22 protein-coding genes are annotated in these 24,559 nt (G+C 36.7%); 14 read left to right on the top strand and 8 right to left on the bottom strand.

Annotated features, from left to right (window positions below; genetic code table 11):
• The first annotated feature begins 28 nt into the window (after positions 1–28).
• From AC4BB7_RS14320 to AC4BB7_RS14300, 5 genes are all read left to right on the top strand, one after another.
• Positions 29–760: an LPXTG cell wall anchor domain-containing protein gene (locus AC4BB7_RS14320; RefSeq protein ID WP_490483478.1), complete on the top strand. Its 732-nt coding sequence runs from the start codon at positions 29–31 to the stop codon at positions 758–760.
• A gap of 16 nt (positions 761–776) precedes the next feature.
• On the top strand, positions 777–1,619 hold the full coding sequence (locus tag AC4BB7_RS14315; RefSeq protein ID WP_490483477.1) for a BsaA family SipW-dependent biofilm matrix protein: 843 nt from the start codon (positions 777–779) through the stop codon (positions 1,617–1,619).
• A gap of 13 nt (positions 1,620–1,632) precedes the next feature.
• Complete coding sequence (locus tag AC4BB7_RS14310) at positions 1,633–2,253, top strand: hypothetical protein (RefSeq protein ID WP_490483476.1); 621 nt, start codon at positions 1,633–1,635, stop codon at positions 2,251–2,253.
• Between the two features lie 141 nt (positions 2,254–2,394).
• Positions 2,395–4,824 (top strand): C-type lectin-like domain-containing protein, encoded by a 2,430-nt coding sequence (locus AC4BB7_RS14305; protein ID WP_490483475.1) that lies wholly within the window; start codon positions 2,395–2,397, stop codon positions 4,822–4,824.
• A gap of 345 nt (positions 4,825–5,169) precedes the next feature.
• A complete protein-coding gene (locus AC4BB7_RS14300) occupies positions 5,170–5,877 on the top strand; it encodes a recombinase family protein (protein ID WP_490483474.1) in 708 nt (235 codons plus the stop codon).
• A 71-nt stretch (positions 5,878–5,948) separates the two neighbouring features.
• Here the strand turns inward: AC4BB7_RS14300 and AC4BB7_RS14295 are convergent, their stop codons facing one another.
• The 3 genes from AC4BB7_RS14295 to AC4BB7_RS14285 all read right to left on the bottom strand — a co-directional run bounded on the left by AC4BB7_RS14295 (position 5,949) and on the right by AC4BB7_RS14285 (position 9,376).
• Positions 5,949–7,100 (bottom strand): pyridoxal phosphate-dependent aminotransferase, encoded by a 1,152-nt coding sequence (locus tag AC4BB7_RS14295; protein WP_490483473.1) that lies wholly within the window; start codon positions 7,098–7,100, stop codon positions 5,949–5,951.
• A gap of 97 nt (positions 7,101–7,197) precedes the next feature.
• Positions 7,198–7,920, bottom strand: a complete 723-nt coding sequence (locus AC4BB7_RS14290; RefSeq protein ID WP_086314142.1) for an amino acid ABC transporter ATP-binding protein — start codon at positions 7,918–7,920, stop codon at positions 7,198–7,200.
• Positions 7,913–9,376: an ABC transporter substrate-binding protein/permease gene (locus tag AC4BB7_RS14285; protein ID WP_086314141.1), complete on the bottom strand. Its 1,464-nt coding sequence runs from the start codon at positions 9,374–9,376 to the stop codon at positions 7,913–7,915. The genes AC4BB7_RS14290 and AC4BB7_RS14285 overlap by 8 nt, the downstream gene beginning before the upstream one ends.
• A 224-nt stretch (positions 9,377–9,600) precedes the next feature.
• On the opposite strand from AC4BB7_RS14285, the gene AC4BB7_RS14280 reads away from it, so the two are divergent.
• The 9 genes from AC4BB7_RS14280 to AC4BB7_RS14240 all read left to right on the top strand — a co-directional run bounded on the left by AC4BB7_RS14280 (position 9,601) and on the right by AC4BB7_RS14240 (position 19,204).
• Positions 9,601–10,689 carry an iron-containing alcohol dehydrogenase family protein gene (locus AC4BB7_RS14280; RefSeq protein WP_490483472.1) on the top strand — a complete coding sequence of 363 codons (1,089 nt, stop codon included), beginning with the start codon at positions 9,601–9,603 and terminating at the stop codon, positions 10,687–10,689.
• A 166-nt stretch (positions 10,690–10,855) separates the two neighbouring features.
• Positions 10,856–12,001, top strand: a complete 1,146-nt coding sequence (gene tgt / locus AC4BB7_RS14275) for a tRNA guanosine(34) transglycosylase Tgt (RefSeq protein ID WP_010771116.1) — start codon at positions 10,856–10,858, stop codon at positions 11,999–12,001.
• An 82-nt stretch (positions 12,002–12,083) separates the two neighbouring features.
• Positions 12,084–12,446 carry a preprotein translocase subunit YajC gene (gene yajC, locus AC4BB7_RS14270; protein ID WP_490483471.1) on the top strand — a complete coding sequence of 121 codons (363 nt, stop codon included), beginning with the start codon at positions 12,084–12,086 and terminating at the stop codon, positions 12,444–12,446.
• Positions 12,447–12,809 (top strand): post-transcriptional regulator, encoded by a 363-nt coding sequence (locus tag AC4BB7_RS14265; RefSeq protein ID WP_339099117.1) that lies wholly within the window; start codon positions 12,447–12,449, stop codon positions 12,807–12,809.
• A 190-nt stretch (positions 12,810–12,999) separates the two neighbouring features.
• On the top strand, positions 13,000–15,597 hold the full coding sequence (gene adhE, locus AC4BB7_RS14260) for a bifunctional acetaldehyde-CoA/alcohol dehydrogenase (RefSeq protein WP_490483470.1): 2,598 nt from the start codon (positions 13,000–13,002) through the stop codon (positions 15,595–15,597).
• 90 nt (positions 15,598–15,687) lie between these two features.
• Positions 15,688–16,119 carry a GNAT family N-acetyltransferase gene (locus tag AC4BB7_RS14255; protein ID WP_490483469.1) on the top strand — a complete coding sequence of 144 codons (432 nt, stop codon included), beginning with the start codon at positions 15,688–15,690 and terminating at the stop codon, positions 16,117–16,119.
• Positions 16,120–16,512: 393 nt separating this feature from the next.
• Entirely contained in the window at positions 16,513–17,688 is a 1,176-nt protein-coding gene (locus tag AC4BB7_RS14250; RefSeq protein ID WP_490483468.1) for an RtcB family protein, read from the top strand.
• 31 nt (positions 17,689–17,719) lie between these two features.
• The gene (locus AC4BB7_RS14245) at positions 17,720–18,238 is read left to right on the top strand and encodes a GNAT family N-acetyltransferase (RefSeq protein WP_490483467.1); all 519 of its coding nucleotides are present in this window, start codon (positions 17,720–17,722) and stop codon (positions 18,236–18,238) included.
• A 105-nt stretch (positions 18,239–18,343) separates the two neighbouring features.
• Complete coding sequence (locus AC4BB7_RS14240; RefSeq protein WP_490483466.1) at positions 18,344–19,204, top strand: VOC family protein; 861 nt, start codon at positions 18,344–18,346, stop codon at positions 19,202–19,204.
• Between the two features lie 233 nt (positions 19,205–19,437).
• On the opposite strand, the gene fni is transcribed toward AC4BB7_RS14240, so the two are convergent.
• The 5 genes from fni to AC4BB7_RS14215 form a co-directional block, all read right to left on the bottom strand.
• Positions 19,438–20,484 carry a type 2 isopentenyl-diphosphate Delta-isomerase gene (gene fni / locus AC4BB7_RS14235; protein WP_490483465.1) on the bottom strand — a complete coding sequence of 349 codons (1,047 nt, stop codon included), beginning with the start codon at positions 20,482–20,484 and terminating at the stop codon, positions 19,438–19,440.
• Positions 20,468–21,565, bottom strand: a complete 1,098-nt coding sequence (locus AC4BB7_RS14230) for a phosphomevalonate kinase (RefSeq protein ID WP_086314130.1) — start codon at positions 21,563–21,565, stop codon at positions 20,468–20,470. The genes fni and AC4BB7_RS14230 overlap by 17 nt, the downstream gene beginning before the upstream one ends.
• Positions 21,562–22,560: a diphosphomevalonate decarboxylase gene (gene mvaD / locus AC4BB7_RS14225; protein WP_490483464.1), complete on the bottom strand. Its 999-nt coding sequence runs from the start codon at positions 22,558–22,560 to the stop codon at positions 21,562–21,564. Before mvaD ends, AC4BB7_RS14230 begins: the two co-directional genes overlap by 4 nt.
• Positions 22,560–23,504, bottom strand: coding sequence for a mevalonate kinase (mvk, locus tag AC4BB7_RS14220; RefSeq protein WP_490483463.1), 945 nt, complete (start codon positions 23,502–23,504; stop codon positions 22,560–22,562). The genes mvaD and mvk overlap by 1 nt, the downstream gene beginning before the upstream one ends.
• A 408-nt stretch (positions 23,505–23,912) precedes the next feature.
• Positions 23,913–24,548, bottom strand: a complete 636-nt coding sequence (locus AC4BB7_RS14215) for a pentapeptide repeat-containing protein (RefSeq protein ID WP_490483462.1) — start codon at positions 24,546–24,548, stop codon at positions 23,913–23,915.
• Between the last annotated feature and the right edge of the window lie 11 nt (positions 24,549–24,559).

The following is a 24,559-nucleotide window of genomic DNA, read 5'->3' as shown; positions in this document are numbered from 1 at the left end:
AGTTCAGGAAAAAGGAAGGGGAAAAACGATGCAGCAACAATCAATGCGAAAACGTCTACCATTTCTGGTTTTATACAGTTTATTAAGTGTTTTTATCACTTTTACCAGCGGAACGCTATTAGCTGTTGCCAGTCAAACCCTTCCTCCAGGGGTAATCATTGGCGATGAGACAGGAATATCTGCTTCTTCAGAAGGAGAATATTATGTTGATTTGCCAAATGTCTTACCTGGAGAAAGTTATGAAAAAACGATTACAATTCGTGGGATGGATATAAAAGAACCTTTTGAGTTAGGAATCTTAGTTACCCCAGAGTCAGCTAAAGGTGCTATTGATTTTGACAAACAAATCACATTGACTTTATCTATAGATGATAAGCAATTATATCAAGGTCCTTTATTGGGAAATGGAAAATTTGATTGGTCCATTCAACCCTTGATTGTAGGAACATGTGAATATGGAAAAGATCAAATTTTAACAGCAGTTTTTGAAGTCGATAAAGATTTGACTCTTGCAGATTATAGGGAAGAAAGCCAGCTGTTATATCATTGGACTTTTGTTGCAACCAAAAATCAGTCCAAGTCTTCAGATACTACAGATAGTAGCTCTTCATTTGAGAAGCCAAAATCTAAAGGACTTTTCCCGATGACAGGGGAAGAAATAAAGCATTTAATTTATAAAACATTGGCAGGACTATTATTAGTGTTAATCGCTATTTTATTATGGAAAAAACGTAAAGATGAACAAGGTAAAGTAGATTAGAGGAAGGGGAAGGCACATGAGTCGAGGAAATAAGCTGTTGAAAACAATTAATCAAAATAAACCCTTTTTGGCTGTGTTTTCTGTATTTTTGAGCCTGCTGCTGGTAGTAGGAAGTACTTATTCGTGGATTACCTATAGTGATGAACAAATCAATCGAAATAAGCCAAATAGTAAAAAACTTTCTGCGGTGATCGATGAAGTCTTCACACCTAATCTGCAGTGGGAACCTGGAGCGATCACTGAAAAGAAATTATTAGTGAAAAATGATGGACAAATGCCAGCAATTGTCAGAGTTTCTTTATATGAATTTCTTGCTCAATTTGAACTCGATATGACTGATGGGATTGGGAATGGTAGTCAAAAAATTGTAAAAAATTCAAGCGGATCTGATCTCATAATGGAAGATGTCAGCACTTGGGAAAAAGGCCGTACATATAAAATTAAATCAGGAAAGTATTTTACGGTGTCAGACGTTTACAAAGGGGACAAAACGGATCCGAATACAGCATATGTTTATAAAGGAATTAGATCAGTCGAAAGTCTTAAATATTTGAACATTCAATTTAATGCTGCTGATATTTATGACGAAAATAATAAACCGATGTCTGGACTGCAGAATTATTGGTACTATTCAAGTGGTTATTTTTATTATTCAGAAGTACTACAGCCAAAAGAGAAAACTAAACAACTGATTCAAAGTGTTACTTTAGACAAAAACTTACCAAATAAGTATAAAAGTTCTTTATATCAATTAATTCCAGTTATGGATGCTCATGATACCACAAAGTCTTTAATAGAGAATTGGAAAATAGATTCTGGTTCTTATTTAGAAGAAATGTATCGTGGAAAAGTTCATTAAGAGGAGATTTAAGATGAAAAAAAAGAAAAAAATTATTCATTTTTTTTTGATACTACCTGTACTTATTGTATGTTTGGTGATTGGAAGTGCAGTTGCATATGCGGCAATGATGGTGAGTGATGAAAAAGCGAATCTTTTCCAGATTGGTAACCTTCAGACTAAAGTTGAAGAAGTTTTCACTGAGCCAGCAACGATTTTGCCAGATACTTCGGTTGAGAAAAAAGTGACTGTAGCGAATATTGGAACTGTTGCTCAATTTGTTCGAGTTATGCTTCATCCTGAGATTCGTATAGAAAACGGGGAAAGTATACGATTATTGCCTTCAAAAATTGGTGAAGAAGTTTTACTAGACTTGAATAGTACAGATTGGAAATTAGGGGAAGATGGGTACTATTATTACTTAAAAAAGTTGAAATCAGGGAAATCAAGTGTTACAGAAAACTTGTTTACACAAGTAAAATTGAAGAGTGGCTTAGGACAAGAGTATCATAAAGCGACGTTTAGCTTATTAATAAAAGTTGAAGCTATTAACTGTGTGAAATACGCTTATCGTGATGCTTGGTGGCAAGGGGTCATCCCTAACAATGGAGAGTTGCAAGAAGTCGACAAGCAGTTGTCTGAAAAAGCAGATTAAAAGTAGGCACATGGAATAAGTATTCCATGTTTGCCTTTTCTGATTTAACACTCATGAAATGAGTGCTTTTATAAGAAATCATTGATTTGATGAGTTTTGAAATAAAAAAATGCTGAATATTGCAGGAAATGGGGTGGGAAAGTGAAAAGAAGTATAACATTAGTTGGGGTATTTTTCTTATTGGCTTTATTAGGTATTATTGGGTACCTGACTATCAATAGAGCAATGGATAAAAGTGTAATAAAAGCTTCAGATACCTTAGTTCAACGGGAGTTTCGCTTAACAGTATCTAATGAATGGAGCGATGAAAAAGAGTGTAGTTTTATTGATTTAGTATGGGATGATATATCAGATTCAGATTATCAGTTATATCGAAGTGAAGACGGTATAAGTTGGGATAAAGTGGCATTAGATCATGAAAAAGTGCTTAAAACATCAAGCGATTTTTCCGAGGTACCCAGCTCAGGTAGTTTAAAGCGTAGAGAAAAATTGTTAGAAAACAGAGCTCAGGATAGCACGATCAATGATGACGTACCTTCTGAATCTCCAAGTGCTGAATTGGAGTACGGAGAAGGAGATCATTTTACTGTAAAACTATCTTCTAAAGATAAAGGTAAGGAATACCAGTGGTATGTCCTAGCAGACACAAAGAAATATGGGATACAAAAATCAGATATCATAAAGAAAGAAGTGACTAGTGAGCTTCAAGGGTATATTTATGTGATCGATAATTCACCAAATACGGTTCCGGTAGTTGAACGTGCTTCTTCTGGAGAGATAACGAATATTGATGTCCGTGCAGATTTATCTGAAGCTACTACTCAAGTTTCGGGAATTGCGGGAGAAAATAGTAGTTGGATGCATGTGTTAGCTGTTGATCGAGCAAATAACGTGAGCGACGTAAAACATATTAATCTAAAAAATAATACCAAAGAAGCTGAATTAAAAGATGTGAATCGTTATGTTGCTTTTAATGTTGAAAGAACAGCTGATACAGCAAAATTAGTCGATGTTGCTTTAGGAAGTTCAATGGAAAAAAAGATGAAGTCTCTTGAAATCAAAATACCAAAAAATTCAGAAATTAAAGAATATGATACATTGGTTCTGCCAACTTCTTGGTATAAATTTCAGAATAGTGACGATGAGGAGTACAAATCATTTACTTTAGCAATGAATGATAATAATGATATAAATACCATTAAGAATTTTTTAGAATCACTACGATTCACCATTAAAAATCCGACTCATGAAAAAGGCAATATTCAAGTGATTTTTCATGAGTTGGTATATACATCATGGGAAGCACCAGACGGGAAGACCCATTATTATACGTTTATTCCGACACAAAAGACTTGGCTACAAGCTTATAATTTAGCCAAAAAAATGAAATATAGAGGTTTGACGGGGTATTTAGCAACTTTGACTTCCTCAGCGGAACATAATTTTGTTTATACAAATATTGCGAAACAGTCTGGCTGGCTTGGAGGTGGCAGACTGGTAAAAACGAATGGTCAAAAAATCAATGATGAAGCAGTGATTTCAGAAACAATTAGCGATTACATTATTACTGGAGCTTTATCCCAACGATGGTATTGGGTTGATGGTCCTGAAAAAGGATTAGTATTTTTTGATAAACCCACTTATAAAGAAGGAGGAAAAGCACCTGCTGGAGTCTATCAAGGATTTAATAACCCTCTAACTGGCGGTGTTGGTGCTGAGCCAAATAACTCAAAAGGGGAATATATATTAGAATTTGCTCAAGCTAGTGCAGGAGCGCCAACAAAATTATGGAATGACTTAACCTATAATCGAACAAGCTATAATACTGGTTACTATATTGAATTTTCTGAGTACGGTTCTCAAAAAGAAACGGAGGAAGAGACAGATGTTTTAGGTAGTAGTGAAATTCCTCAAAAAGTTTCTGTTAAAGCTTTTGATGATCAGAACAACCGCTTGGTTTCTGGTGATTTTATGTTTGACCAACAGTTAAGGATTGGAAAAAAAGAAATTATTGATCCAAAAAATATTGATATGTATGACTTTATTAAGTTAACAGATCTGACAGATAATCAAATTTCTCCTCTTGAATATACAATTGGTAATACGTTCCAAGAAGGAAAATTGATTTACAGTTCTCGGAAACTGACCGTCCATGTTCGACAAGTCATCATGAATAAAAATGATCAAATTGTTTTTCCTAAAAAGGGCTATGGTGTATTAGAAAGTCGCTCGCAATTAGGGGGAAAGAAGGATGAAGTCTCATTAAGTATGGTTTCAACTAGTGATAACACAGCTCTTTTTGACTCGTATGTTATTCGATATCAAATCACTGAACCTTTGTATACGATTGTATCAAAAATTCCAATGAATTATGAATTAATCGGCTATGTATTAACAACTGAAAAGCAACAGCATTTACCAGAGCTTAGTTCTAAATCACCAGTCCAAGTTGATGTATCGATGAATCCAGAAATTTGGCTAACAACATACATTAGACCATCAATAGAGCAGCCTAGCTTATATCATTGGGAATATGAGACTAATAAACTAGGGGAAATTAAGATGAAGTAGGGAAGATATGAAACCAAAAATAAGGGGATTTTATAACTTGAACGATAAGTGATGAGCACTCTTAATTAAAAAATTAAGACCCTAAATTGAATAACAAGGATGATGTAGAGTGTATTTATTATTAGTTGCTTTGGGGATAATTGTTTCTATTCATAGCATACTATTTCTTTTTATCGTACAAAAAAATACAGAATTAACGAATAAGATAAAGCAACTAGAAAAAAAATTTTCGCCTTTAAAGTCCAATATACAGCGGCAGATTTTACAAAAAAAAGAAACAAGGAAGTCTGAGCAAACGCTAAAAAGACGAAAGATTAAACCAATGAAACGAGGAAGTAGATAACGATGAATTTAGGCTATGCTCATGGAACTAAACTAAATCAGCAGCTTGATTTTTTAGAGGCTTATGAACTAGAAGAAATTTTTTCAGATGATGACCATAGCTATGAAGTACTCGAAGACCCTGAAAGTGAGTATCAAAGGTTATTGGAGTATACAGAGCCAGGGGATTGTTTGGTTATAGCATTTTTAGAAGTGATTTCAAGAGATTACCAACAGTTGCTTCTATTTTTGGATGAATTGGAAGATTTAGGACTTGATTTAGTAGTATTAACTTCACCAGAATTGACTTTGTCAGACTGGCGCGAAGTACTTTCATGGGTGATGCGTAATGATCAGTTATTACATCCACGTTTAATTAAAATAAAGTTGAAGCAGAAAAAAAATCAAAACACGGAAACGTACTCTGTATTTAGTAGAGATCCTGAAGCCAAACAATTATATCGAGATGTCGTCTGGCAATTGATCAGCAAACAAAAAATACGAAAAATAGCCAAACAAAAAGGCGTTCCAGTTGAGACGGTTTATCGAATACAGCAAGAATTTAAACGATTGAAGTTAGCTGGGGTATTAGCGCTATGCTTCTTTTTAGCTATTACTACAATCAAAATAACAGAGAGCTTTTCTGATAATGTACTGATTCAAATTGTAGTCTGTGTCATTTCAACTCTGGTTATTCTTTATAATACCCTATCAGATAGTGAACCGCAGTGACAAAAATTAATACAGAGATAATAAAGGGTCCCTTTTACGTAGTTTTACAGAAGAAGGAACCCTTTTTTTATTTAGAAGTCTAATTTTTCGATTCGATCAAAAGCTTCTTTTAAAACATCAATGTTTTGTGTTGCTGCTAAACGTACGTAATCATCGCCAGTTGTTTCGCCAAAGGCTTTACCGGGAATCATCAATACATTCGTTTCCTTCAAGACTTTTTCAACAAAAGGCACTGAGGTAAGTCCTGTTTTAGAAATATTGATGAAAGCATACATGCTGCCTTTAACTGGATGCAATGAAAGAAACGGAATAGATGCGATTCTTTGTTCCAGATATTCTAGTCGTTCTTTAAAAACGGAAACGACAGCTGGTACTAATGTTTCAGCATGATTTAAAGCATAAATACCAGCTTGTTGAGAGGGGCTTGGTGCAGAGTAAGTAATACTTTCATTGATTAATTTTGCTGCCTCATTGATATAATCAGGTGCAATCATGTAACCGATGCGCCAACCAGTCATTGCAAATGCTTTTGAGAAGCTGCTGAACGTGATCGTATTTTCAGGAGCAAAAGTTGCCATTGGTACAAAGTCATCGTAGAAGCAGAAGGCTTCGTAAACTTCGTCAGAGAGAATATAAAAATCATGTTCAATAGCCAAATCAGCAATTGCTTTAAACGTTTCAGAAGAAAAAACAGCGCCTGTAGGATTATTTGGTGAATTGATAATAATGGCTTTGGTTTTATCTGTAATCGCAGCTTTCAATACATCGATATTAATTTGAAAACCATCTTCTTCATAAGTTGGGATAAATACTGGTTTGCCGCCAGCAAAAATCACTTGATCTTTATAAGGTGAGAAGTACGGTTCGTGAATGATGACTTCATCTTCTGGATCTAATAAAACTTGTAAAGTCAAATACATACCATGTAAGGCTCCGACTGTAGCACGCACTTGGTTTGGATCAAAGGTTAGACCGTATTGTTTTTGATAAAACGCAACGACAGTATCAATAAACTCCTGGCTACCTCCAGAAGCAGTATACTTTGTATGGCCGTTTTTTACATCTGTAAAGGCGGCATCGATAATTCGCTCGTTTGTAATTAAATCTGGATCACCTATTGATAAATCTAGTAAATCTGGGACTTGTTTTGCTAAGGTAGCAATATCCATTAAGATATTTTCAGCAGGTTGTTGATGTTTTTTTGCCATGTTTGAACGATCCATGTTGTTACCTCCAATTACTTATTACTCTATTCATTCTACATTATTTTTTTAAGAGGACAAAGCAAGTTATTATACTTGCTTTGTCCTCTTAAACGGATTACAAAACTTTTCTTAAAAAATCTTGTGTTCTTGGATTTTTTGGTTGACCAAAAATTTCTTCTGGTGTGCCTTCTTCTTGAATAATTCCAGCATCCATGAAAATCACACGATCGGCAACTTCACGAGCGAAGCCCATTTCATGTGTTACAACAACCATCGTCATTCCTTCAACTGCTAAAGCTTTCATAACTGCTAATACTTCACCGACCATTTCTGGGTCAAGTGCCGAAGTTGGTTCATCAAATAGCATCACATCTGGATTCATCGCTAATGCACGCGCAATTGCTACCCGTTGTTGCTGTCCGCCAGATAGACTGGAAGGATAGCTAGTGGCTTTGTCTTTTAAACCAACTTGTTCTAACAGAGCTAGCGCTTTTTCTTTTGCAGCTTCGGTTGTTTCTTTTTTGACTTTGATTGGACTGATGGTTAAATTATCTAAGACTGTTTTATGAGGAAATAAATTGAAATTTTGGAATACCATCCCCATTTTTTGACGAAGAGCATCGATATCTGTATCTTTATCCAATAAATTTTTTCCTTCAAATTCAATTATTCCATCTGTCGGTTGTTCTAATAAGTTCAAACAACGCAGAAAAGTACTTTTCCCACTGCCGGAAGGACCGATGATCACGACCACTTCACCAGCGTTTACGTCTAGATCGATTCCTTTTAGGACTTCGTTTTTCCCGAAGGTTTTGTGTAAGTTTTTTATATTAATCACTAGTACTCATTCTCCTTTCAGCAACACCTAGTAGGCGAGAAATAGTAAAGGTTAAAACAAAGTAAATCAATGATACCACAAGGTATGGTAAGAACGGTTTAAAGCTTGCGCCTTGAACATTGCCGGCTTGGAAAATCAGCTCTGAAACCCCAATAACTGAAACCACAGATGATTCTTTGATTACCGTTACAAATTCATTTCCTAAAGCAGGTAAGATATTTTTGATTGCCTGAGGTAAAATGATATAACGCATCGCTTGTGGTTGGTTCATTCCAAGAGAACGAGCGGCTTCTAATTGTCCTTTGTTGACAGCGTTGATACCAGCACGGACGATTTCTGCGACATAAGCCCCACTGTTTAATGCAAGAGCAATACAACCAGCAGCGATTTTCGATAAATCAAGACCTAAAACCCCCGTACCAAAATAAACAATAAAGATTTGTACTAATAACGGAGTGCCACGAACGTATTCAATGTAGCAAATGGCAATACCGCGTAAGATTTTTGATTTAGACAATTTCATTAAAGCAAGTAATCCACCTAAAATTGCACCGAATAATACCCCCATAAAGGCTAAGAAAATCGTATAACCAGCACCGCTGATATAGAATTTCCCGTATTTTCCAAGGAAGCTTTCATCATCTGTAAACATTAATTTGCCCGCTTCTTTTTTATAGCCGTCTAATAGATTATTATCATTGATTGTTTTGATCGAAGCGTTGACTTTTTCTTCTAAGATAGGTGCATTTTTAGGAATTGCAACAGCCGCATCTTTTTCACCCTGTTCAAATGTCACATCAGCAAATGTCAATTCTTTATCACGGTCAACATAAGCTTCCGCGACAGGGCCTTCTAAAACAGCAGCATCCACTTTTTTATTTTTTAAGTTCATAATGATGTCTGGGACTTTTTGTAAAGAGGTTGGAATCGAGCCGATAAGTTCTGTCTTCGCTAATTCTTCTTGTGTCGTTTGTTTTTGAACGCCAACTTTTACATCGTTGAAATCTTTGGTTGACTGGAATTGATCTTTGTCTGCTTTTCTAACGACGACTTTTTGTTGGACGGTCATGTAAGGAGTCGAAAAATTCACTTCTTTCAGTCGCTCAGGTGTTGGCGCCATACCTGAAATGATCAGATCGATCTTACCTGTTTTCAATGCACCTAATAATGCATCAAAACCCAATTCTTCGATTTTTAATTTAACGCCTAGGTCATCTGCGATTTTTTGTGCGATCGAGATATCAAAACCAACAACTTGGTCTTTCCCATCAACGTCTGCATGAAATTCATAAGGTGCATAATCAGCAGATAAGCCAACGATCAGCTCTCCACGTTTCATGATGCTGTCATAGACAGGATCTGGTTCTTCTGCGATTGCTGTAGCTACAGGGATAAAAGTGAGTAGTACCAGCAAGATGGGAATAATAAGAGCTAAAGTTTTTTTACATAATTTCATTTGCTTTTCTCCTTTATATTGGATTGGTAACAGTCAAAAAAATCTAACTGCTTCGATTTTCAATAAATATTCTAAAAAACGTGTATAAATGTATAAAAATTTATTGTTTTTGGATGTGTTTTATCATATCATAGATTAAGGGAAAGGAAAAGTGAATTTTATCAAAGAATTTACAAAAGTTCACTTTTGCATAAAAATTAGTAAAAAATGAAAGGTCGAGAAGAATGAATCAATCATTGATCGTAAGAGGAGCACCCCAAGAATATGAATGCCGAGTTGGCGCGTGGGATGACTTAGAAGAACATTTAAATAGAAGAAAGATCAAACGTGTTATGATTTTACATGGGAAAGACTCATGGGAAGCGGCGAAACCGTATTTTCCTTCTTTAGTGAATATAGATGCATATTTTATTGAGTATGGTGGGGAATGTACAGATGAGAAGACATCTGAATTGAAAAAGATCTTTGACCAAAAAGAGCTAGAGGGAATCATAGCAGTTGGGGGTGGAAAGATTGCAGATTTAGGGAAAGCAGTAGCCAATCAAAGTAATGCGCCTATCTTGATTTTACCAACCTTAGCTGCAACTTGTGCAGCGTATACTCCACTAAGTGTGATATATAAAATGGACGGTTCTATGGATCGTTATGATGTATTTCCACAAAGTAATGCCTTAGTTCTAATCGAACCTAACGTTATATTAGCTTCACCGATTGAACTGATGATCGCAGGAATCGGTGATACTGTGGCTAAATGGTACGAAGCAGATGCAATGATCTCACAATTAGAGGTACAGCCAATTGAGATCCAAGTCTCCGCATTTGCAGCAAAAAAATGTCGTGACGTTTTACTTACGGATAGTCAAGAAGCGCTTAATGCTATGAGAGAACAAGAAATAAATCAAGCCTTTTTGAATGTAGTAGAGACGAATATCTTACTTGGCGGAATGGTGGGTGGCTTTGGTGATGATTACGGTCGTACGGCAGGAGCTCATTCCATACATGATGCGCTGACCATTTTACCTGAGAGTCATCAACAGTTACATGGTAATAAAGTTGCTTACGGTGTTTTGGTTCAGTTAGTCATTGAAAATAAATGGTCAGAAATTGAAGAACTTATTCCGTTTTATCATAGTTTAGATTTACCAATCTCCTTAAAAGAGATGAAAATGAATTTATCAGAAGATGAATATATCCGAGTTGCAGAACGTGCTGCCGAGCCTCATGAAACTATTCATTATATGAAAGAAACGATTACACCAGAAATTGTCAAAACAGCCATGATGGAACTTGAAACAGCCATGAACAACAAATAAGTGAAGTTGAAAAAATAAAAAGAACTGGAGACAAAAGTTTTTTTATCTTGTCTCCAGTTTTAATGTCTAAGGATATGCTAAAGAAAGCCCGTAAAACCTTGCAAATACGAACAAAAAAAAGTATGATGAGGAAAGTGTAAATTTACAAAAGAAAGTAGGAGAATGAATGACAGAACCAGCCATTCGTTATCGTTTAATAAAGAAAGAAAAACATACAGGTGCCCGTTTAGGAGAAATCATCACGCCTCACGGAACGTTTCCAACACCAATGTTTATGCCTGTAGGAACGTTAGCGACAGTAAAAACAATGTCACCAGAAGATTTGAAAGAGATGGGGGCAGGTGTGATTTTAAGCAATACTTATCATTTGTGGCTTCGACCTGGAGATGATTTGATTGCAGAAGCAGGCGGCTTACATAAATTTATGAACTGGGATCAACCGATTTTAACAGATTCTGGTGGCTTCCAAGTATTTTCATTAAGTGATATGCGTAAAATCACAGAAGAAGGCGTTCATTTTAGACATCATTTGAATGGATCAAAATTGTTTCTTTCTCCAGAAAAAGCAATCAATATCCAAAATAATCTAGGTTCTGATATCATGATGAGTTTTGATGAATGTCCGCCATTTGATGAAAGCTATGACTATGTGAAAAAATCGATCGAGAGAACATCACGCTGGGCAGAGCGTGGGTTAAAAGCTCATGCTAATCCAGACCGTCAAGGTTTATTTGGAATCATCCAAGGTGCAGGCTTTGAAGATCTACGTCGTCAAAGTGCCAAAGATTTGATCAGTATGGACTTTCCAGGCTATTCCATCGGTGGTTTATCTGTAGGTGAACCAAAAGCTGAAATGAATCGCGTGTTAGACTTTACAACACCGTTGATTCCTGATAATAAACCAAGATATCTAATGGGTGTAGGAACTGCGGATTCATTGATCGATGGTGTGATTCGAGGGATCGATATGTTTGACTGTGTCTTGCCGACTCGAATTGCCAGAAATGGTACTTGCATGACTTCAAAAGGTCGTCTGGTTGTTAAAAATGCACAGTACGCAAGAGATTTCCGTCCGTTGGATGAGAAATGTGATTGCTATACATGTAAAAACTATACACGTGCTTATATTCGCCACTTGATCAAAGCGGATGAAACATTTGGGATTCGTTTAACGTCTTACCATAATTTATACTTCCTATTGAATCTGATGAAACAAGTTCGTCAAGCAATCATGGATGATAATTTACTAGAATTTAGACAAGCTTTTTTTGAAGAATATGGTTTCAATAAAGAGAATGCGAAAAGTTTCTAAAAAAGTGATCAAAAGACTAGTGTTGTACACGAAATTTTGTTACAGTAAACTAGTGATTATACGATAGAGAGGTGAATAGATAATGGGCGGAGGACTTTCGTTTATTTTACCATTAATTCTTTTAGCAGGAATGATGTTTTTTATGACACGTTCGCAAAAGAAACAACAAAATGAACGTCAAACACTTTTAGATGCAATGAAAGTGGGCGATGAAGTTGTAACGATTGGCGGATTACATGGTGTAATTTCTGAAATCGACACTGACAAGAGAACTGTATTGATCGATTGTGAAGGAATTATCCTTGAATTTGATCGTGCAGCAATCAAAACAGTAAAACCAGGTACTATTGTTACAAATGATAGTGACGTAACGGTTGTTGAAACGAAAGAAACAGTTGTTGAAGAACCAACAACAACTTCTGAAAACGAAGAAACGAAAGAATAAATTCCAGCTTGCTGGAATTTTTTCTTTCTAACCTATCAGGAAAATATACATAGATCATTCTTCAGAAAGAAGGGGAGAGCCATCGAAAAGCTGTCGTGGCATCAAAAGTTCTTATTAAAAAAAGAATTAAAAACGAAGTGCCGATCTTTTCAGCAACTGGGATATTCATCTGTTAACGAGACGGAATTGATGAATTATCTTGTTTCTTATCGTTGGAAAAAGCAATCTCCAACATCGATCAAGGAATGCAAGGAAGATATTCTACATATTGAACCAAATGAATTTTTTGATTATCAACAATTACTTGCACAAACAAGTAGTTTAAAGATCAAAGATTGGCATGATTTAACGGACCTATTCTAGTGGTGAATAGGTCCTTTTTTTCTTTTTGTAAGATAGAAAGCGCTTATATATATTGCGGAGAAAAAAACTTGTTTAAATGTGAAAAAAATCACAATAAAACTATTTACAAGAAAAAAATAATGTTGTATGATGTGTATGTGAAATAGTTAACAAACAAAAATAAATTATTTATTTTTCTAGGAGGATCACAATGGCTAAAACAATGAAGAAAGAAGATACCAAAACAACTGATGTATCAGCAATGATCGACGAGTTAGCAAAAAAAGCAAATGTTGCTTTAAAAGAAATGGAAGACTTCGATCAAGAAAAAGTTGACCACATTGTGCACCAAATGGCAATGGCTGCTTTAGATCAACATATGCCTTTAGCGAAAATGGCAGTTGAGGAAACTGGCCGTGGAATTTACGAAGATAAAGCAATCAAAAATATGTACGCTTCAGAATATATTTGGAACAGTATCAAACATGATAAAACAGTAGGTGTTATCAACAAAGATGACCAAACAGGATTAATCGAAATCGCTGAACCAGTGGGTGTAGTTTGTGGTGTTACACCAACAACAAACCCAACATCAACAACAATCTTTAAAGCATTGATTTCAATCAAAACACGTAACCCAATCGTCTTTGCTTTCCATCCAAGTGCGCAAAAATGTTCTGCAGAAGCTGCTCGTATCGTTCGTGATGCCGCAATCAAAGCAGGCGCTCCTGAAAACTGTGTTCAATGGATCGAACAACCTTCATTGGAAGCCACTTCAGGTTTGATGAATCATCCTGGAATCGCTATTGTTTTAGCCACTGGTGGTGCTGGCATGGTGAAATCAGCATACTCAACTGGTAAACCAGCGCTAGGTGTTGGACCAGGTAACGTTCCTTCATATATTGAAAAAACGGCAAAAATCAAACGTGCAGTCAATGACTTGATCGTTTCTAAATCATTCGATAATGGGATGATTTGTGCCTCTGAGCAAGCTGTGATCGTAGACAAAGAAGTTTATGCAGCTGTCAAAGCTGAATTTGAAGCACATCAAGTGTACTTCGTTAAACCAAATGAATTACAAAAATTAGAAGATGCTGTTATGAATGAAGGCAAATATGCCGTAAATCCAGCAATTGTTGGGTACTCAGCTGAACATATCGCTGACTTAGCAGGAATCAAAGTACCAAAAGGCACTAAAATCTTAGTTGCTGAAATCGAAGGTGCAGGAGCTGAATACCCACTTTCACGTGAAAAATTATCACCTGTTTTAGCGATGATGAAAGCGAAAAATACAGATCACGCATTTGATTTATGTGAAGCAATGCTTGAATTAGGTGGTTTAGGTCATACTGCTGTGATTCATACAGAAGATGAAGATCTACAAGTGAAATTTGGTTTACGCATGAAAGCTTGCCGTATCTTAGTGAACTCTCCATCAGCTGAAGGCGGAATCGGTAATATCTATAACGAAATGATTCCTTCATTAACATTAGGTTGCGGATCTTACGGTAAAAACTCAGTCTCTAAAAACGTATCTGCTGTAAACTTGATCAATGTCAAAACTGTAGCGAAACGGAGAAATAATATGCAATGGTTTAAATTACCGCCAAAAATTTTCTTTGAAAAAAATTCATTACAATATCTACAAAAAATGGAAAACGTTGAACGTGTCATGATCGTTTGTGATCCAGGAATGGTTCAATTTGGCTATGCAGATACCGTTCGTAAAGAACTACAAAAACGTAAAAACGACGTTCAAATCGAAGTTTTCTCAGCTGTAGAACCAAATCCATCTACAAACACAGTTTACGCTGGAACAAAAGTCATGGTTGATTTTGAACCAGATACAATCATCGCTTTAGGTGGGGGATCTGCAATGGACGCGGCTAAAGGTATGTGGATGTTCTATGAACACCCAGATACAGAATTCTTTGGCGCTAAGCAAAAATTCTTAGATATCCGTAAACGTACGTACAAAATCGACAAAGCTGTTAAAACACAATTTGTATGTATCCCAACAACATCAGGTACAGGTTCTGAAGTAACACCATTTGCGGTTATTACAGATAGCGATACACATGTAAAATACCCATTAGCTGATTACGCCTTGACTCCAGATGTTGCGATCATTGATCCTCAATTTGTGATGTCAGTTCCAGCTTCTGTAACGGCTGATACTGGTATGGATGTTTTAACACATGCGATCGAGTCTTATGTTTCAGTAATGGCTTCTGATTACACTCGTGGCTTAAGCTTACAAGCAATCAAATTAGTCTTTGAACACCTAGAAAACTCAGTGAAACGTCCAGATGCTGAAAGTCGTGAAAAAATGCATAACGCATCAACAATGGCTGGTATGGCTTTTGCCAACGCATTCCTCGGAATTTGTCACTCAGTAGCGCATAAAATTGGTGGAGAATACGGTATTCCTCACGGACGTACTAATGCGATTTTATTACCGCATATTATCCGTTACAATGCCAAAGATCCTTCAAAACATGCAATGTTCCCTAAATATGACTACTTCCGTGCAGACACAGATTACGCTGATATCGCGAAATTCTTAGGTCTTAAAGGAAAAAATACTACAGAATTAGTGGATGCATTAGCGAAAGCAGTTTACGATTTAGGTGTATCTGTTGGAATCGATATGAACTTGAAAGCACAAGGTGTTACACAAGAAATTCTTGATTCTACAGTTGATCACATGGCAGAACTTGCTTATGAAGATCAATGTACAACAGCAAATCCAAAAGAACCATTGATCAGTGAATTAAAACAAATCATCATTGATGCCTACAATGGTTAATTGAATAAATTGAGAAGAGCGGCGTAAAAGTTGCTCTTCTTTTTTTATTTAGAGGTATAATAAAGTCAAAATAAATGGGAGTGATACCAAATGACCATCAGAGAAGCCAAGTTAGAAGATGCAGAAGGAATCAATCAATTAAATACCTATCCATTGAATCACGACTATCCATTAGAAGAGACTAGAAATCAGTTGAACTATCTATTATCTTCACCAGTGAATAAAGTATTTGTAAAAATCATTGATGGAAAAGTAGTTGGCTATATCCAACTAAGTGAATACGTCTGTACTTATGGACCGAAGTTGATGAATGTCATGGCTTTAGTGGTAGACGAAAGAATACATGGTCAAGGTATAGGGAAATCTTTGCTCAATCACGCCGAGCAATGGGCAAAAGAAGCAAGGGCAAAAGGCGTTCGACTAAATTCAGGTGTAGAAAGAACTGAAGCGCACAAATTTTATGAACATCAAGGCTATATAAGAGTGAAGAATCAAGTGAATTTTAGAAAATTATTTGATTGAGAGTGGTGTAAATAGCAGTCGTAAAGAATAAAATGGTATGTTGACAAAGTAAATTACAAAATGCTACCATAGAAAAATAACGAAGAAGAAAGGAGGGAGCAAAATGAAAATGTGTCAATTCAAAGCAAGTAAATTGTCAAAAATGGGTTGTAGCGTATTATCTTATCGTAAGACAAGTGCAAAAAGCATGGTTTTTTGCTCTCTCTTTCAGTATATAGAACTAGTTAAGTAGAGTTCTTAAAAAGATAGACCGTCGATCATTTTTTTGATCGGCGGTTTTTTGAAATTTTATGGAGGTGAGTCTAATGAGTGGAACAATAGGAGAAAAACGAAGCGGCTAAGGAATGCAGCCGACATTTTGCATTCCGAATAAAAAAAGAACGAGGAATCAGAATGTTAACAATCAACGGAAAATATAACGAAGCACAAGTATATACAGACATGTTAGATGATAGTACGATCGGACAAATCATGTCTTTATGTAATCAAGAATTTGCTAAAGAAAGTCAGATCAAAATCATGCCGGATACTCACAGCGGATCAGGATGTGTAATTGGCACAACTATGACGATCACTAACAAGGTAGTACCTAATTTAGTGGGTGTAGATATCGGCTGTGGGTTACATGTGGTGAAACTAAAAAAATCGATCAAAACAAATTTTGATAAATTAGATCGAATCATTCGTACAAGAATCCCTAGTGGGTCTCAGTCACATGATAAAAGCCAACATGAATTTGAACTAGGCAACATTCATGCGACTATTCATAAAGGGTGGGCATTAAGAAGTTTAGGTACACTTGGTGGAGGCAATCATTTTATCGAAATCAATGAAGGAACAGACGGTCTGTATTTAGTGATTCATAGCGGCAGCCGCATTTTAGGCAAAGAGATTGCTGAGTACCATCAAGAAATAGCGTATCAAGCGTTAGCTCAACAAAGAAAAACATTAAAAATAGCTGCAACACGCGCCAAAGAAAACGGAGAGACAGAACAAGTAAAAGCGTTACAAGCAGCACGAGAAGCAGTGAAAATTCCTTATGAGCTATCCTATGTAACGGAGGATAATCTGACTAGATACCTAGAAGATATGAAAACCGCTCAAGAATATGCAGCTATGAATCGCAAAATCATGGCTGACACGATACTTAAAGGAATGAAGTGGAAAAAGGCTGTCATAGAATCATTCGATTGTCCTCATAATTATATTGATTTAGAAAATAATCTTTTAAGAAAAGGGGCAGTTTCTGCTAAACTTGGTGAAAAAATCATTGTACCTTTAAATATGAAAGACGGTAGTATTCTAGCAACAGGCAAAGGGAATCAAGATTGGAATCAATCGGGTCCTCATGGTGCTGGAAGATTACTCAGTCGCTCCCAAGCGAAAGCAAAAATCAGTCTTGAAAGTTATCAACATGCCATGAAACACGTTTGGACGACTTCGGTTTCAAAGAAAACGATTGATGAAGCACCAAAAGCATATAAACCAATGAAACAATTAATGGAAGATGTAAAAGATACGATGGAAATTCAAGAAGTGATTCGTCCGCTGTATAATTTTAAAGGCTAAGTTAGTTGAGTTGGATAGGAGAAAAAATAGTATGAGTGAACGAGCGATTATGTGTAAAAAAGTTGAGAAGCAAGAAATAGTCACTATTTCAGCCTATAACTTCTTAAATTGTCCTGAGAATAAGTTTGAATTGAATCAATATTTTGCTCAACACTTTTTAGAAGCATTTAAAGGAACGATCGATGATGAAGGGGAGACTTTGACCGATTGGTTAATTGAGGTTAAAGAAGCTTTTCAAGGAAAATATGGACCAATTATGGAAGAGCATTCTTTTTATATTGAAGAAGAGGGAAAAATTATTGCCAGTACAGTTGTTGCGTTGTTTCGAGGTATTCCTTTAGTTATCTATGTTGCGGTTGATCCTAGGGACAGAGGACGAGGGCTTGGGAAAAATTTATTAAGGAAAATGTTAGACTCTTTTTGTGATTCAATGTATCAAGAAGTCTACTTGGTCGTAACACCAGGCAATATGCCAGCAGAAATAATATATGAGCAGTTAGGATTTGAGGTAGTCGGAACAAATTGGGATGAACTCTTAGGACCGGCATGATCAAGAGCGTTGCTTTTTCAAATAAATCATTTGCTGTATATAATGGAACTAGAGTATGAGAGTTGTCTTTAGTAAGTAATGCCATTTAAGAAAGGATGATCAAAAATGTCCAAATTTTCTCCATGTTTATGGTTTGACGGAAAAGTAGAAGAAGCTGCTGAGTTTTATGTGAACGCCTTTGAGCAAGGAAAAATCAATAAAGTTGACTATTATGTAGATAGCGAACATCAACCGAAAGGGTCAGTTCTGACAATCTCATTGACACTTGCAGGACAGGAAGTGATTTTGCTGAATGGTGGTCCGGAATTTAATTTTACACCTGCAATTTCATTTTTTGTAGAATGTGAGACGGAAGCGCAAATCGACAAGTTGTGGGAAACATTAAGTCATAATGGTGAAGTTTTGATGGAATTTGGGTCTTATCCTTTCAGCAAGAAATATGGGTGGTTAAAAGACCAGTATGGTGTTTCATGGCAACTAGTCTTATCTGAAACACCGCAAACTATTGCACCGAGCTTCTTGTTTGTTGGAGAGCAGTTTGGAAAAGCAGAAGAGGCAATGAACCAATGGATCGAGATTTTTGGTGAAGGTCAGGTAGAATATGTCCAAAAAAATCCAGATGGAACTGTTGCACAAGCTCTATTTACAATGCATGGACAGCCATTTCGGGTGATGGATAGTGGTGAGGCACATGATTTTACCTTTACGATGGCTACTTCGTTTTATGTTTATTGTAAAGACCAAGCAGAGATCGATCGCTTATGGGATGCGGTCACTGCTAAAGGAAAAGAATGGCCCTGCGGTTGGATGGAAGATGAATATGGCGTGTGTTGGCAAACTGTTACAAAGGATATGGATAAATTATTTGATAATTCTGATCCTGATAGGGCCTATCGCGTGATGCAGGAATTGTATAAAATGAAACGGATTGATATAGCGGCATTGAGAAAAGCGTATGAAGGGTAAACGAAGAAAATCAAGTAAGTTCTTTTTCTAAAACTAAAACGATTTTGAAACGCTATTCATTTGTTTGGAGAAATGGTTTGGAAATCGTAGAGGAAAAACTATTTCACGAACACCATCTATACATGTTAAAGAAAACATTGTATTAAAATAACTTGATTAAAAAAGAAGAACTTTTTCAACAAAAAAACTGTATAAGCAGGTCCGATAGACTACCTGCTTATACAGTTTTTTGTTTATTTACTTCTCTTAGCAAACGGCTGATAAGCAATTCCGCGACTTTCGCACCAATGAATGATCTCGCTAGAAAAAATAATATCTGTTGTTGCCAGTTCAGTAGTTGTTTTCTTCCCAAGCAATGTATACATTATTTTAAGCTCATTTTCCCATTGTTGAACAAGTTCGATTGTTTCATCTACACTGTTTGTCATCAGTTGATTTAAAATGGTTCCTGCAACACCAACACTTTTAGCACCTAAACTAAGTGCTTTGACAATATCCAACGACTGACGAACACCGCCAGAGGCTAAAATAGTTAAGTCACGTTGCCAATTCGATGATTCTAAAAGTGAAAGAACAGTGGATTGTCCCCAATCAGCTAAAAAGCCTAACTCTCGTTTTTTGCGACGTGCATTTTCGATTTGTGTAAAGCTAGTTCCACCTTGACCGCTGACATCGACCGCTTTTACACCACGCAAGATTAATTGTTCAATCGTTTCACTACTCATGCCAAATCCAACTTCTTTTACAATAACTGGAACAGTCAGATGGGAAACAATATCTTCAATATTATCTAGCCAACCATGAAAATTTCGATCCCCTTCAGGCATTACTAACTCTTGCGGAACATTTGCATGGATTTGCAATCCATCAGCATGAAAAAGATCAACAGCTCTTTTGGCTTCTTCTAAAGAAAGCCCTGCGCCGATGTTAGCTAAAATCACGCCATCAGGATTTTCTTTGCGCATGATTTGATACGTATCTGCTAGGTCAGGCTCTTTTAATGCCGCATTGACTGAACCTGTCGCTACCATCACACCAGTTTCTCTAGCGATAATTCCTAACTGTTGATTGATGTCTTTCGCTCTTTCACTACCACCTGTCATCGCATTGATATAAAAGGGTTGCTTTAAGGAAAAATCAAGAAAAGACGTTGAAATATCGACGTCATCCATTGCTATTTCCGAAAATGAGTGATGGACAAAACGAATTTGATCAAAGTCATTCGCTTTTTCTTTATGAAAGGCTTTCGCCAAAGAGATATGCTCATCTTTTCGGTTCATTTTTTTCCTGCTTTCCGTAAAAATATACATGTAATGGTAAAGGCGTGATGCCTTCTTTTTCCCAAGAGCTCATTAGAGGCAAAATACCAGATTTTTGTTTGAATAAGACAATTCCGCAATCGCCACCACCTGCACCAGATGATTTCGCAGCACCACCGCAAGTTTGGGCTAAATTACATAATTTTTTTAGAGCAGGAGTTTCGATCGTAACCCCTGTGATCGATGTTAATTGTTGGAGTAATTTTCGATTCTTACGTATTTGTGCTTGAATCAAAGAGATATTTTCTGAGTTGAAGCCTGCGATCATGGTTTCAACGCAAGCTTTGCTATCATCCAGAAATTGTTGATAGGCCGTTTCTTGTATTTCTTTTGATTGATTGACTTGATCTACTAAATCAGAGGTAGAGGCAGGGCTTCCTGTCCAGCCAATCAATAGACGTAATTTTTTAGGAACAGTCAGTGGTTGGATCATTAACTTGGGCCATGTTGCTTGAAGTAGTTCAGTCAATGTTTGTTTTTGAGCTTGGTCGTTGACCCATTGGTGGTCAAAGGTTGAAAAGGCGATCCAGCCGCCGTAACAACTAGCTGCGATATCTCCACAAGAACCGTTTCCTTGCACTTCTAAGTGAGCCAGTGCAGAAAGCTTAAAAATTTCTTCTTCAGTTAATTCTAAACCATAAAAGAGACTTAACGCTTTGACGGTCGCCACAGTCACAGCTCCGCTAGATCCTAAACCGTATTTTCGACCATTTGAGTTATCCAGTTCACTTGTTACTTTTAAATGATAAAAAGATAGTTCTTGATGTTGTTCTTGGGCATATTTTTCCGTCAAACGAATAGCTGCTAGTACGTAATGAAAAGGATTTTCACGAATATCTAACACAAGCTCGTTATTTCTTCTTGTCCAACGTACAGGTAGGGAACTGTATTGAGCAGATTGTATACTACCAACATTTTCTGCTGACTCTAAGGTAACCGTCACAAATTGATCCACTGCCACGATAATAGCTGGATGTCCAGGTTCGACAACCGCATATTCACCAGCAATAAACAATTTGCCAGGTGTGGAAACTTCTATCATAATTCTTCCGACCTTTCTACAGGCATCAAGGTAATTCCTGGACCTGCGTACGCTGTAATCAGCTTTTCTTCAGACAAATGATCCGCTAAAAAATTCTTTAAAGTAGTCAGATTTTTCTTTTCGACTAAAATTTTAACATTCGGTCCAGCATCCATTGTAAAGTAACAAGGCAGACCTTGTTTTCGTGCCGCACGTACTAATTGCATAACGTTCAAGCTTTCAGGTGACCAGTAAGTGAATGGAGGAACTGCAGCAAGTGTTGTACCATGCATACGTAATCCGTTTGCCTCAGTGATTTCTCCAAGTTTAGTAAAATCTTTCTCTCTGATGGCTTGTTTAGCCGCTGCTAAATCAGGTTCGACATTTTCTAACCAACCGGAATAAAAACTGGAGGTTTCAACAGTTCTCTTCATGCCATCTCGACTCGAAATATCTTTTATACCATCATCCACTAACACGAATAACATGGCTAAATCATCTTCCCAATTATTGGAAGGAATCGTTTGGGCAAAAGAAGTTTGATCAGAGTCGCCTTTTTGCCATTCAGCAAATCCGCCGAAAATACTACGGCAGGCAGAACCTGAACCGCGGCGAGCTAAGCGTGATAGCTCAGTTTCAGTCAACTGTAAATTTAATGCTTGACTACAAGCGCCAGCCAAAGCAGCCAAACCGCTTGCAGAAGAAGCAAGACCTGCTGCCGTAGGGACAAAGTTTTGACTATCGACTTTGGCGAATAGAGATAGATTTTGCTGTTTGCGAACAAGATCTAAAAAGTTAGAAATTTTTGCTGTTTGTTTAGGATCTTGTTTTTCTCCATCTAAACAGAACGTATCTTCAGTGTAGCTTTCATCAAAATGGACAGTCGTTTCAGTATAAAAGGCATCTAATGTTAAAGAAAGACTGCTATTCATAGGGAGTATTAGTTGTTCATCTTTTTTTCCCCAGTATTTAATTAGCGCAATGTTTGTATAGGCTCGAGCTTTTCCAGCGTACATTAATTTTTCACTCCTAAAGATTGGATCCAAGTGGCTTTTGCTCCAGTTTCTTCTAAGGCTGCAGCGATTTTTTCCGCTTGTGTCTTAGAATCAGCTAAAGCGATCATACAACCGCCGCGGCCGCCACCTGTTAATTTTGCTCCTAAAGCGCCGTTTTTTAACGCTGCAGCGACTAATTCATCTAATTGGTCGTTGCTAACGGTCAATGCTTTAAGTTGTTCTTGTGCTTGATTCATAACGTTTCCTAATGTAAGAACATCATCTGCTAAAATAACCTTTTTGGCCAGTTTAGTCAAGCGGCCTAGCTCAGTGATATGCTGTGAGACTGCTTGTTTGTCTTGTTCAAAAAGATGAGCAACATCGCGAACCGCTGCTCTTGTTTGTCCTTTGATACCTGTATCAGCAACGATCAAAAAAGCATTGGAAACATTCATAGGGAACGTTTCTAATGGATGACCTTTTATGAAAAAGAGTGGTTCATGTCCACTGGTAGCTGCTGCATCGATTCCGCTAGGATTGCCATGCGCGATTTTTTCTGCACGATTGACTAAGTCGAGTAATATGTCTGGTGTACAAAGAGTGTTAAAATAATCAAATAACCCACGAACGATAGCGACAGCAGTTGCAGCACTGGAACCCATACCACGCTCTGAGGGAATCGTGCTGGTGATAGTGATTTTTAAAGTTGCATCTTCTTGCTGAAGTGTCACCAAGGTTTGGGTGATGGCTTCTTTGATACTTTTTAATTGTAGAGGAACTTCTGACAGTTTTCCTGAAAAATAATGACAATCTATAGTCATTGTAGTATCAGGTTCAACCTTTGTTGAAACGAAAGTCTCTTGGAACGGAAAAGCAATTGCTGGTTCACCATAAACGACAGAATGCTCTCCCATCAATATAATTTTTCCAGAGGCTTGCCCATGGCCGATTTTTTCTATATTCATTTTAATAAACAGTCCTTTTATTTGAAATATCAGCTGTGTAAAGATTCAAGATGTGACCTGAATACATAAAACGACACATGTCCTATTAAGATTACCACAAGCGATTCCTGCTAGCAAAACACTTGAAATAGTGATCAAACCAACATCTTCATAAGTTAATAATAGAACAAAAACAATCAATCAATTTAAATAGTGCTTCATGAAGAAGCTTCTTTTCTAGTACCAGAAGAAATACTCTTATGCTGAGAACTGCTCTCAACCTACACTAGTTTACCAAAAAAGCTTATGAAGTAAAATTTTTAGTTTCTATATTAAGGAAAAAATTAATTTCTTATTAATATCACTGTAAGCAAAAAAAGAAAGACTAGAGAAAAAATACCAATCTAAAGCTCCAGTCTTTCTTTTCACTCAGTCTTCAATCAATAAGCCTAAACCTGCTGCAATTGTAATTGCTTGTTCTTGTGTTACTTTTAGTCCTTTGAGCAATTCTTGAGAAAAAGCGATTTTTTCAAAGGTGCTTTTTGTTAAATCCAGTCCTGCCAGTTTGGTATGGAACCAGTTACTTCCAGTTAATGAACAGTTGTTAAATATCATATTACTCCAAGTGACCTCTACAAACTCTGTATCAGCTAGGCTTGTTTGTTTAAATTGAACCACTTTTTGATTGGTAGCGCTGAAAGATGTATAGTCTGCTAAACAATCTTCAAAAAGACAATCCCGTAAATAACTTTCAGCAAAGTTCGTACCCGTTAACTTACATTGACGAAAATGAACTTGATGAAAACTAGCACCGATCCATTCCGTATTTGAAAGGTCGCAATGGTCAAAGACTACATTACTACATTCAAAACGTTCTAAATGATTTCGATTCATAGTCAGTTTTTCAAAGCGGCACTCTCTGAAAACTAAATTGCGAACATCCTGGTAACTCAAATCTTGTTCTTTAACAGATAGGCCTTCGATGATGATTTCATCATCTATAGAAATAAAGTCAGTTTCAGTAAGCGTAGGTAGCAAAGGGGCTATTGGCTTTTTGATTTTCATGAATAAAACCT

Source organism: Enterococcus sp. AAFC-DPL-5182, assembly GCF_058216605.1.
This window is presented reverse-complemented; position numbering and strand designations above follow the sequence as displayed.

What these genes read in the sequence shown, in the direction of transcription:
- AC4BB7_RS14240 (WP_490483466.1), top strand. Translation starts at nt 18,344, where the DNA reads ATGTCCAAATTTTCTCCATGTTTATGGTTTGACGGAAAAGTAGAAGAA.
- adhE (WP_490483470.1), top strand. Translation starts at nt 13,000, where the DNA reads ATGGCTAAAACAATGAAGAAAGAAGATACCAAAACAACTGATGTATCA.
- AC4BB7_RS14250 (WP_490483468.1), top strand. Translation starts at nt 16,513, where the DNA reads ATGTTAACAATCAACGGAAAATATAACGAAGCACAAGTATATACAGAC.
- AC4BB7_RS14230 (WP_086314130.1), bottom strand. Translation starts at nt 21,565, where the DNA reads ATGATAGAAGTTTCCACACCTGGCAAATTGTTTATTGCTGGTGAATAT.
- AC4BB7_RS14320 (WP_490483478.1), top strand. Translation starts at nt 29, where the DNA reads ATGCAGCAACAATCAATGCGAAAACGTCTACCATTTCTGGTTTTATAC.
- yajC (WP_490483471.1), top strand. Translation starts at nt 12,084, where the DNA reads ATGGGCGGAGGACTTTCGTTTATTTTACCATTAATTCTTTTAGCAGGA.
- mvk (WP_490483463.1), bottom strand. Translation starts at nt 23,504, where the DNA reads ATGAATATAGAAAAAATCGGCCATGGGCAAGCCTCTGGAAAAATTATA.
- AC4BB7_RS14215 (WP_490483462.1), bottom strand. Translation starts at nt 24,548, where the DNA reads ATGAAAATCAAAAAGCCAATAGCCCCTTTGCTACCTACGCTTACTGAA.
- AC4BB7_RS14295 (WP_490483473.1), bottom strand. Translation starts at nt 7,100, where the DNA reads ATGGATCGTTCAAACATGGCAAAAAAACATCAACAACCTGCTGAAAAT.
- fni (WP_490483465.1), bottom strand. Translation starts at nt 20,484, where the DNA reads ATGAACCGAAAAGATGAGCATATCTCTTTGGCGAAAGCCTTTCATAAA.
- tgt (WP_010771116.1), top strand. Translation starts at nt 10,856, where the DNA reads ATGACAGAACCAGCCATTCGTTATCGTTTAATAAAGAAAGAAAAACAT.
- AC4BB7_RS14285 (WP_086314141.1), bottom strand. Translation starts at nt 9,376, where the DNA reads ATGAAATTATGTAAAAAAACTTTAGCTCTTATTATTCCCATCTTGCTG.
- AC4BB7_RS14255 (WP_490483469.1), top strand. Translation starts at nt 15,688, where the DNA reads ATGACCATCAGAGAAGCCAAGTTAGAAGATGCAGAAGGAATCAATCAA.
- AC4BB7_RS14280 (WP_490483472.1), top strand. Translation starts at nt 9,601, where the DNA reads ATGAATCAATCATTGATCGTAAGAGGAGCACCCCAAGAATATGAATGC.
- AC4BB7_RS14310 (WP_490483476.1), top strand. Translation starts at nt 1,633, where the DNA reads ATGAAAAAAAAGAAAAAAATTATTCATTTTTTTTTGATACTACCTGTA.
- AC4BB7_RS14315 (WP_490483477.1), top strand. Translation starts at nt 777, where the DNA reads ATGAGTCGAGGAAATAAGCTGTTGAAAACAATTAATCAAAATAAACCC.
- AC4BB7_RS14300 (WP_490483474.1), top strand. Translation starts at nt 5,170, where the DNA reads ATGAATTTAGGCTATGCTCATGGAACTAAACTAAATCAGCAGCTTGAT.
- AC4BB7_RS14245 (WP_490483467.1), top strand. Translation starts at nt 17,720, where the DNA reads ATGAGTGAACGAGCGATTATGTGTAAAAAAGTTGAGAAGCAAGAAATA.
- mvaD (WP_490483464.1), bottom strand. Translation starts at nt 22,560, where the DNA reads ATGTACGCTGGAAAAGCTCGAGCCTATACAAACATTGCGCTAATTAAA.